Below are 12,539 nucleotides of genomic sequence, written 5' to 3' on the forward strand. Positions count from 1 at the left end.
CTCAACCCAAGGTCCGGCGGGCGCGGGCCTCGACCATGCGGTTATAGGCCAGCATGATGGCGAGGTTGGCGACGAGCACGATGATGGCGATGGCGGCGCCGAGCGGCCAGTTCAGCTCGTGCATGAATTCGTCATAGACCAGCGTCGCGGCCATCTTGAGCCGGCGTCCGCCAAGCAAGCCGGGAATGGCGAAGGCGCTGGCGGAGAGCCCGAAGACGATCAGGCTGCCCGACAGCATGCCGAGCGAGACCTGCGGCATCACCACGCGGCGCAGCGCCGTGAAGTGGGAGGCGCCCAGCGTCAGGGCGGCCGCCTCGACCATCGGATCGAGCTTCTGCAGCGCCGTCCAGACCGGTATGACCATGAAGGGCAACATGACGTGGACGAGCGCGATCACGATCGCCGTCTCGGTGTAGAGCAGCTTGACGGTGCCGAAGCCGAGCACCTGCAACGTCTGGTTCACCAGCCCGGTCGAGCCCAGCAGCATGCTCCAGCCGAAGGCGCGCACCACCACGGAAACCAGCAGCGGCCCGATGATCACCAGCAGGAAGACCGAGCGCCAGGGATCGCGCATCCGCGACAGGATATAGGCCTCGGGCGCCCCGATCAGCACGCAGATCAGCGTCGTCAGGAAGGCGAGCCGCAGCGTGCGCCAGAAGATGCCGAGATAGTAGCTGTCGGAGAAGACCGCGGCGTAGTGACCGAGCGTGAATTCGTTCTTGATGCCGGTGGTGTGGTCATAGGCGTGGAAGGACAGGATGACCGTCAGGATCAGCGGCAGGACGACCAGCCCGAGGAAGAGCAGCGCGCCGGGGCCGACGAGCAGCCAGGGCGTCGGATTGGCGCGTTTCGCAGCCGGAACGACAAGGCCGGCAGCGCCGATATCTGGGCTTGCGCTGCTCATGCGGCGGCTCCCGCCAGCGCATCGACCTTGAGACTCGCCGGCGCCCAGGAGAGCGAGACCTGCGCGCCCTCGCCCGGCGGCTCCTCGCCCTGGTTCGGCACCGAGACCGAGACGACCCCGACCGGCGTCTCGACGTTGAAGAGCCAGTAGCTGCCGAGGAAGAAACGGGCTGCGATGCGCCCGTCCAGAACTCCTTGCCCGGCCTCGCCCAGCAGGATCTTCTCCGGTCGCAGCGACAGCGCGACAGCCTGCCCGTCCGCGAGACCAACCAGCTCGCTCGGCAAGGCGAGGCTTGCCACCTCCGCACGACCGCCCCGCCAGATGCCCTCGATCCGGTTCATCTTGCCGACGAAGGAGGAGATGAAGGCCGTCGCCGGCCGCTCATAGAGCCGGTAAGGCGCATCGATCTGGGTCATCGCGCCCTGTTCCATCACCACGACGCGGTCGCTGATCGAGAGCGCCTCGGCCTGGTCATGTGTCACCATGATCGTCGTGGTGCCGACGCTGCGCTGGATACGGCGCAGTTCGAACTGCATCTCCTCGCGCAGCTTGGCGTCGAGATTGGAGAGCGGCTCGTCCAGCAGCAGCACCGGCGGCTCGATGACGAGCGCTCGCGCAATGGCGACACGCTGACGCTGTCCGCCCGAAAGCTGGCGCGGATAGCGCTCGGCGAGAGCCGCGAGATGGACCAGCGCCAGCATCTCCGCGACGCGCCTGTCGCGCTCGGGTTTCGCGACCTTGCGCATCTCCAGTCCGAAGGCGACGTTCTCCGCCACGGTCATATGCGGGAACAGGGCGTAGCTCTGGAAGACGATGCCGAGGCCGCGCCGGCTCGGCTTCTCATGGGTGATGTCGCGCCCATCGAGCGTGATGCGCCCGCCCGTCGGCTCGACCAGGCCCGCGATCATCTGCAGCGTCGTGGTCTTGCCGCATCCGGAGGGGCCGAGCAGCGAGACGAATTCGCCCTTGGCGACGCTCAGGTCGACATCGCGCACGGCGGCGAGTTCACCATAGACCTTGCTCAGCGATTGCAGCGTCAGGAAGCCCATCGGCACCTCGAATGCGGGCTCCCGGACATGATCGAACCGGAGGCCGGACTGCGATGCCCCAAGGAGACGCAGGCGACATAAATCCGTCAATCGAGGATTTCACATTGGAGAATTTATATTGACACAATTCTTCCATGTGGAATTTATTTCCTTCCGAGACGCGACTCATTCCGCACAAAATGTCCGAAACTAGCGAACCCCCATCGAGTCTCCAGCGCGCGCTGCGCCTGCTGCGCATCGTGTCGGCGGGCGATGCCGCCGGCATGCGGCTGAAGGACATCGCCAGCGCCGCCGGCTGCGGCCAGCCCAGCGCTCACCGCGCCTTGCGCGACCTGATGGCGGAGGGCTTCGTCGAGCAGGTCGCGGGCGGCAAGCGCTACCGGCCGGCGCTCGATTTCTTCGTGCTGGCCGCCCGCGCCGGCCAGGCCGGAGGCCTGCGCGAACTGGCGCGGCCGGCGCTGCTGCGGCTCTCGGCGACGCTGAGCGACACCGTCTTCCTGCTGGTGCGCAACGGCTATGACGCGGTCTGCCTCGACCGGATCGAGGGCCCCTTCCCGATCCGCTCCTTCACCGGCGACATCGGCGGCAAGGTGCCGCTCGGCATCGGTCAGGGCAGCCTCGCCATCCTGGCGCATCTGCCGGAAGCCGAGCGGGAGGCGGTGATCCGCTTCAACATGCCCCGCCTGCTCGATCGCGGCTTCCTCGACGAGGCGGCGCTGCGCAGCGGGCTGGCGAAGGCCCGCGAACAGGGCTGGGTCAATCTCAACACCGGGCTGATACCCGGCATGGCGGGCGCCGCCGTGCCGGTCTGCGACGCGGAAGGGCGCGCGGTGGCAGCGCTCAGCATCGGCACGCTGGCCGAGCGGCTGCGCGAGGACCGGCTCCCGAACGTCGTCGGCATCCTGCAAACGGAGGCGCAGGCGCTAGGCGCCAGACTCAACCCTTTCGACATGGCGCTGCGCTATCCCTCGCGCAGCCTGAGCGCGGTCGCCGGCTGAAACGGCGCTTCCCCGAGAGCGCAAAACGCCGTAGCGTCACACAACCCTTGAGGGAGATCGCCATGGAAACGATCCTTTCCCGACTGCGCCTCGCCTTGCTGATGATCGGCCTGCCCCTGCTTCCGCCAGCCGGCAATGCGGCTGCGGCGGAGCCGCCGGCGATCAGGCCCAGTGCCGGCCCGCTGCCCGCCGGCGCGGGCTTCGCGTTCGAGCGCAGGACAGAGGACACGCGGCAGTCGCTCAGCGGGGTCGCCTGCCCGGCGATCGCCGCCGCGCCGCGGCTCTGCCTGGCGGTTTTCGACGAAGGCGGCGAAGCGCGCTACCTGACGATCGATGACGCCGCGATTCGCCCCAACCCGAAACGCGTGGTGCTGCGGCCGGGCAAGGTCGAGCTCGATGGCGAGGCCGCCGCGACCGACGGCAAGTTCTACTACATCGCCGGTTCGCACAGCGCCAAGCGCGGCGATTGCGAGGCCAATCCGCAGAGCCGTCACCTGATCCGCTTCATGATCGACCCCGCCACGGGCCGCGGCAAGGAGGACGCCACCGGGAAACTGGCCGGATTTGCGGATACGGGCGCGCTCTGGACCCTGATGGCAGGCCTGCCCGGGCTGAAGGACCATGTCGGCGACGGGATGTGCCTCGGCACCGAGCCGCCGAAGAAGAAGCCGGAACTGCGCGGCAGGCGCGGCGTCAACATCGAGGGGCTCGCCATTCGGGACGGCAGGCTGTTCATCGGCTTTCGCGGCCCTGCGAGCAACGGCACAGCCAAAATCCTCTCCATCGATGCCGAGGCGCTGTTTGCGGGAGGCGATGCCGCGCCGAAGCTCGGCACCATCGCTGTCGGCCAAGGGCGGGCCGTGCGGGACCTGCTCGCGGTCAGCGACGGCATTCTCGTGCTCGCCGGCCCCGACGACGACGACAAGAACGAGAATCGCGGCTGGGTCGTGCTGCGCTGGGACGGCAAGGATGCCGGCGACGCCACCGTCCAACCAACGCCTCTGGCCGCGCTGGACCTGAGCGGCGTGCCATTACGGAACTGCTCGGAAACGATCAAGCGCAAGGACATCAAGCCCGAAGCGCTCGCCGTTCTCGACGACAAGCCGGACCAACCTTATCAGGCGGTCATTTTCTCCGACGGGCTCTGCGACGGCGGGGCGCTGCGCTTCAGCATCCCGCGCTGATCTGCCATGCCGCACGGCTCTTGCCTCGCGGTGGGAAAGCATGGTCTCGAAGGCCAGCCCCCTTCCTGAAGGCAAAGCGTCATGACCGAAACCGCCCCCAAGCCCGCCCCGCGCATCGCGATCACCTATTGCTCGATGTGCCAGTGGATGCTGCGCGCCACCTGGCTCGGCCAGGAACTGCTCTCGACCTTCGGGCAGGATCTCGGCGAGATCGCGCTGATCCCGCGCACCGGCGGCATCTTCCAGATCCATTACGACGGCGAGCTGATATGGGACCGCAAGGCCGATGGCGGCTTTCCCGACTCCAAGGTGCTGAAGCAGCGCGTGCGCGACCGGCTCGACCCCGAGCGCAGCCTCGGCCATGTCGACGGGCATGTCGCGGTGGAGAGCGTCTGACGCCGAGGCGTCATTCTCGGGCTTGCCCCGAGCATCCCGCAAACCAGTGCCTTCTCATCATGCGATTCTCGGGTCAAAGCCCGAGAATGACGCATCCTATCCCGCGGCGCGGCTGCGCGTCGCCGCGATCCAGGCCTTCAGCCGTGCCTCCGGATCGGCGTTGAGGGTGATGTCCGTCACCGCCGCGACGATGTCCGCCCCCGCCTCGAAAACGCCCGGGGCGCGCTCCAGCGAGATGCCGCCGATGCCGACCAACGGGATCGTGCCGATGCGGCGCTTCCATTCCGTGACGCGATCGAGCCCCTGCGGGCCCCAATGCAGCGCCTTCAGGATGGTCGGATAGACCGGCCCCAGCGCGACATAGTCGGGCTGCGTCGCCAGCGCCCGCTCCAGCTCCGCCTCGTCATGGCTGCTGACGCCGAGCCTCATGCCGGCCTTGCGGATGGCGGCGAGATCGGCCCCGTCAAGATCCTCCTGGCCGAGATGGACGAAGTCGCAGCCTTCCTCGATCGCCAGATGCCAGTAGTCGTTAACGACGAGGACGCAAGCCGCGGCCTCGCAGAGCCGCTTGGCGCGGGCGATCTCGCGGCCAGTCTCGACCTCGCTTTTGTCCTTGATGCGCAGTTGAACCAGCTTCACGCCGAGCGGCAGCATGCGCTCCAGCCAGCCGGCACTGTCGAAGATGGGGTAGAAGGGATCGAGCTTCATGCGAGACAGGTCTTTCACGACAGGAACGCCTTGCCCATGACGGGGGTGGAGGGAGCGGCCATGTCGCGGGCTTCGATCGGCTGCGCCTCGAAGGCCTGCCGGCCGGCTGCGATCGCCATGGCGAAGGCCTGCGCCATCAGCGCGGGATCGCCGGCTTTCGCAACCGCGGTGTTGAGCAGGATCGCGTCATAGCCCAACTCCATCGCCTGCGCAGCGTGGGAAGGCAGGCCGATGCCGGCATCGACGACGAGCGGTATGCCCGGGAAATGCTGGCGCAGGGTGCGCAGGCCGTAAGGGTTGTTCAGCCCCCTCCCTGAGCCGATCGGCGCGCCCCAGGGCATCAACACCTCGCAGCCGGCATCGAGCAGGCGGCCAGCGACGACGATGTCCTCGGTTGTGTAGGGAAAGACCTCGAAGCCGTCATCGGTGAGGATGCGCGCGGCCTCGATCGTCCCGACGACGTCGGGCTGGAGCGTGTCGTCTTCGCCGATGACCTCGAGCTTGATCCAGTTCGTGCCGAAGACCTCGCGTGCCATATGCGCCGTGGTCACCGCCTCTTTGACGCTATGGCAGCCGGCGGTGTTGGGCAGTACCCGGACGCCGAGTTCGCGGATCAGCGACCAGAAGGCCTGGCCGGCACCGCCCTCGCCCGCCTCGCGGCGCAGCGAGACGGTGACGACTTCGACGCCGGACAGCCTGACCGCCTCGGCGAGGATCGCCGGCGAAGGATAACGCGCCGTGCCGAGGAAGAGCCGGTTCTTCGGTTCGAAACCATAGAAGTCGTTCATCTCGGACCTTTGCATCTCAGCCCCCTGCATTTCAGCCGCCCTGCATCGGTGCGAGAACCTCGATACGGTCGCCCTCGGCCAGCCTGAGCGCCTCGCGCTGGCGGGCCGCGACGAAATCGCCGTTCACCGCCGTGGCGACGACCTTGCCGGCGTAGCCGAGTTCGGCCAGCGCCTCCGCCAGCGTCGCGGCGGCTATCTCCCGGGGTTGCCCGTTAAGCAGCAGCGTCATGCAACATCTCCGGAATGGCGGCTGGATCGAGCACGGCCTCGGCCGCCAGCCGCGCCATGGCGGGGCTGAGGAGGAAGCCGTGGCGGTAGAACCCGTTGACATGGAGCACCCGGCCCCGGCGCGTCAGCCGCGGCAGGTTGTCGGGAAAGGCCGGGCGGGCATCGACGCCGATCTCGACCAGCTCGGCCTCGCCGAAGGCGGGATGCAGCGCATAGCCCGCGCCGAGCAGTTCCAGCATCGAGCGGGCCGAGATGCGGCCGCGCTCACCGCTTTCGATCATGGTCGCGCCGACCATGAAGAGCCCGTCGGCGCGCGGGACAACATAGAGCGGAATACGCGGATGCAGCAGCCGGACCGGGCGCGACAGCGCAATGTCGCGGCTCTTCAGCAGCAGCATCTCGCCCTTGACGCCGCGCAGATCGGACAAAGCATCGCGAGCCGAAAGGCCGCGGCAGTCGAGCACGGTTTCGGCGGCGATGTCGCCGGCCGCCACCTCGCTGCCGAAATGGATGCGACCGCCCAGCGCCCTGACCTTGTCGGCCAGGCCGGCGAGTGCCAGGCGCGGATCGAGATGCGCCTCGCCGTCGAAGAACAGCCCCTTGCCGAAGCGCCCGGCGAGATCGGGTTCGAGCGCCGCGATCCCCTCCCCGTCCAGCTCGACGAAATGGGAGGTGCGCTGCCCGAAACGCCTGAGCTCGCTGCGGTCGCGGCTCGGCGCCAGCACGAGCGTGCCGTTGCGGACGACACCGCCGACATGGCGCGCCCACCACGCTGCGGCTTCCTGGCCCAGGCGGATCACGGGTTCCTCGGCGCTCTCGCCCTCGCACCACGGCGCGAGCATGCCGCCCGCATGCCAGGAGCAGGCCCGCTCGCCCGCGAAGGCGCCGCGCTCATGCATCTCGACCGTGGCGCCCCTGCCGAGCAGTTCCACCGCGCAGGCGAGGCCGACGACGCCCGCACCGACGATGCCGACATGGACGGGTCTGTCCAGACGTGGATGCGTCTTCGCCATGCCGTTCCCCTTCCCGGGAAGGCAACGGTCATGGCGTGACGAGGCGAGCGACGAGCCGATGACCGTTCCCTTCGCCGGCATTACCCGGATCAGGTTCGATGGGTTGGTGCATCAGCACCTCTCAGCCTCGCGGCACCCCAACGGATGAGTGGCAGTTTAGGGCCCCGAGCCCGACGGGGCAAGCCGTCAGGCCAGCGGCCTGGCGAAGCGTGCGATGGCCTCCGCGGTCGGCGTCGTGCCCGCGCCGGGCTTCTGGGGCTTCAGGAAACAGCCATCGACGACATCGGCCGGCTCCTCGAAGGCGTCCTTGATCCAGGGAATGTATTCGAGGACCGGCGTCGCCTGATGCCAATAGGCGAGATGGACATGGACCTGACTCATCTCGCCGGCATGGGGCGCGACCGGCAGGCGGCTGGCAAGCGCCAGGTCCGCGACCTGGATGTATTCGGTGATGCCGCCGAGCCGGGTCACATCGGGCTGGACGAAATGGATCGCATCGGCCGCGATGAAGGCGCGGAAGGCGTCGAGCGAATAGAGCTGCTCGCCAAGCGCGACGGGGATCGAGGTCGAGCGGGCGAGCGCCGCATGCGAGCCGACATCGTCATACCAGAGCGGCTCCTCGAACCAGAAGATGTCGAGCGGCTCGGCGCGGGCGCAGAAGCGCTTGCAGGTCGGCAGGTCCCATTTGCCGTTGCCGTCGATGGCGAGGGTGACATGGGAGCCGACCGCCTGCCGCACCGCCTCGAGCCGGCCGATATCGATGCCGGGGTCGGCGTAGCCGACCTTGACCTTGATGCGGTGGAAGCCGTCGCGTTCGACCGCCTTGCGGCAGCAGTCGACGAGTTGGTCCTTGGGAATCGAGAGCCAGCCGATATCGGTGTTGTAGGCTTCGAGCCGGGGCTTGCTGGCGCCGCCGAGCAGATGCCAGAGCGGCACGCCGGCCTGCTTTGCCTTGAGATCCCAGAGCGCGACATCGACGGCCGCAAGAGCGAGCTGGGTGATGCCGGCGCGGCCGACCCATTGCAGCGCCGGGTGACGGGCGAGCTTGAGCCAGAGCCGATTCGTCTCGGCCGCATCCTCGCCGATCAGCAGCGGGGCGTAGCAGTCGCGGATGCAGGCGGTGATCAGCCGGTCGGAGGGCAGATCGGCATGGGTGCCAGTGAAGCCATAGCCTTCCAGCCCGTCCTCAGTGACGATCTTCGTGCCGACCACGCCCCAATGGCTGATGCGGTGCGTCGAATCGGAGATCGACCCGCCCGTGACGGGGATATGCAGGATGAAGGGTTCGATACTGGCGATGCGCATAATGGTCCTCCCGGCCTCCGCTCGCCGCGTGAATTGGCTGCGACGGCGTGTTGCCAAGAGTTCGACCACAGGATGCCGGCCGCTTCAACGGCGATGGAGGACGGCTGGCAAAGCCCAATGCGCGGCAAGGGCAGATGGCGGGCGCGGCGCTTCTGGTGGTTCGAAACGATCAATCAGGGAAGTGGCGGAGACGGAGGGATTCGAACCCTCGATACCCTTGTGGGGTATGCTCATTTAGCAAACGAGTGCCTTCAGCCTCTCGGCCACGTCTCCGTTAGACGCTCTATGCCCGATTGCCGCTCGCTTTGACAAGCCGTCGAATGGACATTCCCGCGTGTTTCCGCATCCGCCTCCCGGCCGCGGCGCGATGGCGGCGCAGGTGCTGTCGCAAAGCCGTCAAAGCGACTGGACAGCCCGAGCGCCACCGACTATACCCCGCCCACCAACAGGGATGCGGCTTCACGCTTCCCCGGCGCCCAGATAGCTCAGTTGGTAGAGCATGCGACTGAAAATCGCAGTGTCCCTGGTTCGAATCCAGGTCTGGGCACCATTTCCTTTCCGGCGTTTCGTCCGTCGAGATTCGAGCCTTTGCAGAGCCTTGCGCGTCACCAACGGGATCCGAACGGTGCGCGATACCGACTCCACAGGCTGGCCCGGTGAAACGCCCGCATCATGCGCCCGCCCCAAGTATTCCGGCCGGAACCGTATCGCGGGCGGTCTCAGCCCTTCCCTTGTTCCCTTGGCCGAGGGGAACGATCCCGCACCCTCGGCGTTACCCAGAGCCCGCCAGACGCGGCGCGAAAGGATTTGACATGAACAGGACGTTCCTTGCCGGCATGATCGGCGCTATCGCTCTCGCAGGCGCCGCAATGGCTGCGCCCGCCGCGGCCGAGACGGCGGGGAACCTGCCTGCCGCGATTGCCCATCAGCTCGACAGGCAGGCTGCAGAATTCACGATGACCGCCGCAAAGCAGCGCCGGCTGCTGATGATGCAGGAATCTGCGCGCCAGCAGCGCTACGGGCGTGGCGGCGGCGGCTATGGACGCGGCCCCGGTTACGGGAATCGCGGCGGCTATGGCGCCAGGCCGGGCTACGGTCCCCGCCCCGGCTATGGTTCCCGTCCGGGCTATGGCACGCGTTCGCGCGACGCCCGCGGTTACGGCTACTGATCGCAGGGTTCATCCCTTGCCCGGATGCCCCCGCTGGCAACAGCGGGGGCATCTTTTTTGGGTGCATTTCTTGCCCCCGCCGGCAGCCTTTCAGGAGAGGCGGCGATCACGGATGTCGAGGATGCGATCGCAGACCGCGCGATGTTCGGCGAGCAGCGCCTCGAGCGGCGTCAGCGGCCGGAAGGCGCGGCTGTCATGGGCCTCCTCACCCTCCTCGCTCCACGCATCGATGGCCTCCTCCGCCGCATGCATCTGCGACCCGGATGGCGCCTCGTCGGCGGGCTCGCCGCGCTCCTGCGCGAGAAGCAGCGCGATGCGGCGCCGGAGCACCTGCTCGGCTTCGAGAACGGGCTCGAGTTCATCCCGATAGGCCATCGCTTCAAACCCCATAGAGCGGTCGCTGCCGCCGCGCGCCATCAGGCCTCAGAGCCATGGGGGCGCACGAGCGCCCCCATCCCGCGCAAGTGCGGCGAACCACGGCCAGCGGCCTACTGGATGATGCCGCGCTTGATCATGCCGTCGATATCGCAGCGGCAAGCCGAGCCCACCGGGAGCGGCTGCGTCTGGCAGGCGCCGCGCGACGTCGCGCAGTAGTCGCCAAAGCGCCGGCCGCGCGGCCGGTAGGGCTGCTCGTCATAGCCGTAGCGCGGACGCCGATCGTCATAGCCACGCTCATAGCCATAAGGCTCGGGCTGATAGCGCTGACGCGGCTGGGGCTGGGGCTGGGGCTGGCGATAGCCGGGAGGCGGCGCCTGATAGCGATAGCCCGGCGGTGGAGCCGAGGGGGCATCCTGCGCCACCTGATAATCCTGCGCCCCTGCCGAGGCCACGGACAAAAGCGCCGCAGCGGCGACGGCCATGAGTGTCAGCTTGCGGAACATCCTGCGTATCCTTCTCCCGACACCATCCGGCTGCAATCAATGCGTGGATGGCTGGTCAGGTTCCGATTAGCAGCGCGATCATGAATGAGGGCTGAAACGAAGGCAGACCGGCCTGGCGCCGTCACGCCTCCTCGTCGCGTTCGCGTGGCGGCAGGCCGGTCTCGGTCTCCTCGACCGCTTCGCCGGGGATGACATAGCTGCCCTTCAGCCAGCGGCCGAGATCGATATCGGCGCATCTCGCCGAACAGAACGGTTTGTAGCGCGCCACCGCCGGCTTGCCGCAGATGGCGCAGGGCTTCACCGGGGACGGCCTTGCGGCAGGCGGCGTATTGTCGTTGTCAGTCATATTTGAGCGTGATTCCTCCATCGACGACGAGTTCAAGGCCCGTCACGTAGCGCGCTTCATCGCTGGCCAGGAACAAGGCCGCATAAGCGACGTCCCAAGCCTCGCCCATATGGCCCATCGGGACCTGCGCGTCACGCGCCGCCCACATCGCGTCGATGTCGCCCTCGCCATAGACCTGGGCGAGGCCGGCGGAATGCTCGATCATCGGCGTCTTCATCAGCCCGGGCAGGATCGCGTTCACACGGATCTTCTGGCGGGCGTATTGTACGGCGGTGGTCCGGGTGAGCTGGTTCAGCGCCGCCTTGGTGGCCGAGTAGCTGGCATAGGGCACGCCGGTATAGCGGATCGAGGCAATCGAGGAGATGTTGATGATCGAGCCGCCCTCCCCGCTCTCCTCGAACTGGCGCTGCATCACCGGGATGACATGCTTCATCGCCAGGAAGGCGCCGGTGAGGTTGACCCTGAAGACGCGGTCCCAGACCTCCTCGGAGAGTTCGACGACGCCGCCGACCTCGGCGATGCCGACATTGTTGTCGAGGATATCGATGCGGCCATAGCGACCGAGCGTGCGCCCCACGAGATCGGCCATGGCATCGGCCCTGGTCACATCGGTCTCCACAGCGAAGGCCTGGCCGCCCTCGTTCTGGATGAAGGCGGCCGTCTCCTCGGCCGCGTCGCGGTTGATGTCGGCGCAGATCACCTTCGCGCCCTCGCGGGCGAAGACCGTGGCGGTGGCCTTGCCATTGCCCCAGCCGGGCCCGATCGAACCCGCTCCGGCGACGATCGCGACCTTTCCCCTCAGACGTCCGGACATGCGTATTCCTCCGTTCGGCGCGCCTTGTCAGGCCGGCGCGTTTTGCGGGTGCAGGATCGGGGGTTATCGGACGGGGTGCAAGGCCGGGCGAGATGGACGGGCGGTTCGCGGAACCGGAATATCCGCGAGTCATCGACGCCTGTTCACTACTGAAAAATACTGATAATTTCTTTCGGCGTCGGAATCGAACGCAGCGGCAGGCAGGCGCGCCGCTTCCTTTTCAGGAGCAAGAACCATGAAGATAGCAGCAGCTTTTTCGCTCCTGATGGCCGTCCTCTTCGCCAGCATGCCGGCGGCGGCACAGTCGTCGCAACTGGGCCCGGCCACCGGCACGGTCAAGATCGAGCAGCTTCAGGTCGCCTTCATCGGCTCTGGAGCGATCGGCGGCGGCACCCTGAAATTCCGCGGCCGCTCCTATGGCATCACCGTCGGCGGCCTCGGCATCGGCGGCATCGGCGCCTCGCGCCTGCGGGCCACCGGAACGGTCTACGGGCTAAGCAACGTCAAGGACTTCACCGGCGCCTATGTCCAGCTCCGCGAAGGCTGGGCGCTCGGCGATCAGGGCAAAGGGCGGCTCTGGCTGCGGAACACGAATGGCGTGACCCTGCGCCTGGCGACGCAACGCAAGGGCTTGCAGCTCTCGCTCGGTGCCGACGGGGTGCTCATCGGCTTCAAGTGATTTCCCGACATCCGGCGGCGACGCCGCGGCGAGCGATGCCGCTGCCGGAGGCGGACATTTCCCGGACAGTCGGATGG

General features: G+C 67.5%; 16 protein-coding genes, 2 tRNA genes and 1 riboswitch. Of the genes, 6 read left to right on the forward strand and 12 right to left on the reverse strand.

The genetic code is table 11. From position 1 onward, the window contains the following. Window position 1: 1 nt before the first annotated feature. Window positions 2–904 carry an ABC transporter permease gene (locus C8D03_RS00230; RefSeq protein ID WP_108044460.1) on the reverse strand — a complete coding sequence of 301 codons (903 nt, stop codon included), beginning with the start codon at window positions 902–904 and terminating at the stop codon, window positions 2–4. Next, window positions 901–1,953: an ABC transporter ATP-binding protein gene (locus tag C8D03_RS00235; RefSeq protein WP_108044461.1), complete on the reverse strand. Its 1,053-nt coding sequence runs from the start codon at window positions 1,951–1,953 to the stop codon at window positions 901–903. The genes C8D03_RS00230 and C8D03_RS00235 overlap by 4 nt, the downstream gene beginning before the upstream one ends. A 179-nt stretch (window positions 1,954–2,132) precedes the next feature. On the opposite strand from C8D03_RS00235, the gene C8D03_RS00240 reads away from it, so the two are divergent. The 3 genes from C8D03_RS00240 (at window position 2,133) to C8D03_RS00250 (ending at window position 4,531) form a co-directional block, all read left to right on the forward strand. Next, complete coding sequence (locus C8D03_RS00240) at window positions 2,133–2,951, forward strand: IclR family transcriptional regulator (RefSeq protein WP_108044462.1); 819 nt, start codon at window positions 2,133–2,135, stop codon at window positions 2,949–2,951. 62 nt (window positions 2,952–3,013) lie between these two features. Beyond that, window positions 3,014–4,135, forward strand: coding sequence for a DUF3616 domain-containing protein (locus C8D03_RS00245; RefSeq protein WP_108044463.1), 1,122 nt, complete (start codon window positions 3,014–3,016; stop codon window positions 4,133–4,135). 81 nt (window positions 4,136–4,216) lie between these two features. After that, window positions 4,217–4,531: an Rdx family protein gene (locus C8D03_RS00250; RefSeq protein WP_108044464.1), complete on the forward strand. Its 315-nt coding sequence runs from the start codon at window positions 4,217–4,219 to the stop codon at window positions 4,529–4,531. Between the two features lie 96 nt (window positions 4,532–4,627). Here C8D03_RS00250 and C8D03_RS00255 read toward each other — a convergent pair whose 3' ends face one another. From C8D03_RS00255 to C8D03_RS00280, 6 genes are all read right to left on the reverse strand, one after another. Beyond that, complete coding sequence (locus C8D03_RS00255) at window positions 4,628–5,239, reverse strand: thiamine phosphate synthase (RefSeq protein ID WP_108044465.1); 612 nt, start codon at window positions 5,237–5,239, stop codon at window positions 4,628–4,630. 14 nt (window positions 5,240–5,253) lie between these two features. Next, on the reverse strand, window positions 5,254–6,027 hold the full coding sequence (locus C8D03_RS00260; protein ID WP_108051007.1) for a thiazole synthase: 774 nt from the start codon (window positions 6,025–6,027) through the stop codon (window positions 5,254–5,256). Between the two features lie 31 nt (window positions 6,028–6,058). Further along, window positions 6,059–6,256, reverse strand: a complete 198-nt coding sequence (thiS, locus tag C8D03_RS00265; RefSeq protein WP_108044466.1) for a sulfur carrier protein ThiS — start codon at window positions 6,254–6,256, stop codon at window positions 6,059–6,061. After that, window positions 6,240–7,268: a glycine oxidase ThiO gene (gene thiO, locus C8D03_RS00270; protein ID WP_108044467.1), complete on the reverse strand. Its 1,029-nt coding sequence runs from the start codon at window positions 7,266–7,268 to the stop codon at window positions 6,240–6,242. Before thiO ends, thiS begins: the two co-directional genes overlap by 17 nt. Window positions 7,269–7,317: 49 nt before the next feature. Then, window positions 7,318–7,418: riboswitch (TPP riboswitch) on the reverse strand. A gap of 36 nt (window positions 7,419–7,454) precedes the next feature. Continuing rightward, window positions 7,455–8,573, reverse strand: coding sequence for a mandelate racemase/muconate lactonizing enzyme family protein (locus C8D03_RS00275; RefSeq protein ID WP_108044468.1), 1,119 nt, complete (start codon window positions 8,571–8,573; stop codon window positions 7,455–7,457). A 182-nt stretch (window positions 8,574–8,755) separates the two neighbouring features. Beyond that, a tRNA-Ser gene (locus C8D03_RS00280) sits at window positions 8,756–8,846 on the reverse strand. A gap of 201 nt (window positions 8,847–9,047) precedes the next feature. Here C8D03_RS00280 and C8D03_RS00285 point away from each other — a divergent pair. Next, window positions 9,048–9,123: transfer RNA gene (locus C8D03_RS00285), tRNA-Phe, on the forward strand. Window positions 9,124–9,385: 262 nt separating this feature from the next. After that, entirely contained in the window at window positions 9,386–9,742 is a 357-nt protein-coding gene (locus C8D03_RS00290) for a hypothetical protein (protein ID WP_108044469.1), read from the forward strand. Between the two features lie 90 nt (window positions 9,743–9,832). Here the strand turns inward: C8D03_RS00290 and C8D03_RS00295 are convergent, their stop codons facing one another. The 4 genes from C8D03_RS00295 to C8D03_RS00310 form a co-directional block, all read right to left on the reverse strand. After that, window positions 9,833–10,159, reverse strand: a complete 327-nt coding sequence (locus C8D03_RS00295) for a hypothetical protein (RefSeq protein ID WP_146170011.1) — start codon at window positions 10,157–10,159, stop codon at window positions 9,833–9,835. A 71-nt stretch (window positions 10,160–10,230) separates the two neighbouring features. Further along, window positions 10,231–10,623 (reverse strand): hypothetical protein, encoded by a 393-nt coding sequence (locus C8D03_RS00300; protein WP_108044471.1) that lies wholly within the window; start codon window positions 10,621–10,623, stop codon window positions 10,231–10,233. Window positions 10,624–10,744: 121 nt separating this feature from the next. Further along, complete coding sequence (gene yacG / locus C8D03_RS00305) at window positions 10,745–10,969, reverse strand: DNA gyrase inhibitor YacG (protein WP_108044472.1); 225 nt, start codon at window positions 10,967–10,969, stop codon at window positions 10,745–10,747. Then, entirely contained in the window at window positions 10,962–11,783 is an 822-nt protein-coding gene (locus tag C8D03_RS00310; RefSeq protein WP_108044473.1) for an SDR family NAD(P)-dependent oxidoreductase, read from the reverse strand. Before C8D03_RS00310 ends, yacG begins: the two co-directional genes overlap by 8 nt. 235 nt (window positions 11,784–12,018) lie before the next feature. On the opposite strand from C8D03_RS00310, the gene C8D03_RS00315 reads away from it, so the two are divergent. Next, a complete protein-coding gene (locus C8D03_RS00315; protein ID WP_146170013.1) occupies window positions 12,019–12,462 on the forward strand; it encodes a hypothetical protein in 444 nt (147 codons plus the stop codon). The last annotated feature ends 77 nt before the right edge of the window (window positions 12,463–12,539 follow it).

This window comes from Bosea sp. 124 (assembly GCF_003046175.1).
Taxonomy (GTDB): Bacteria; Pseudomonadota; Alphaproteobacteria; order Rhizobiales; family Beijerinckiaceae; genus Allobosea.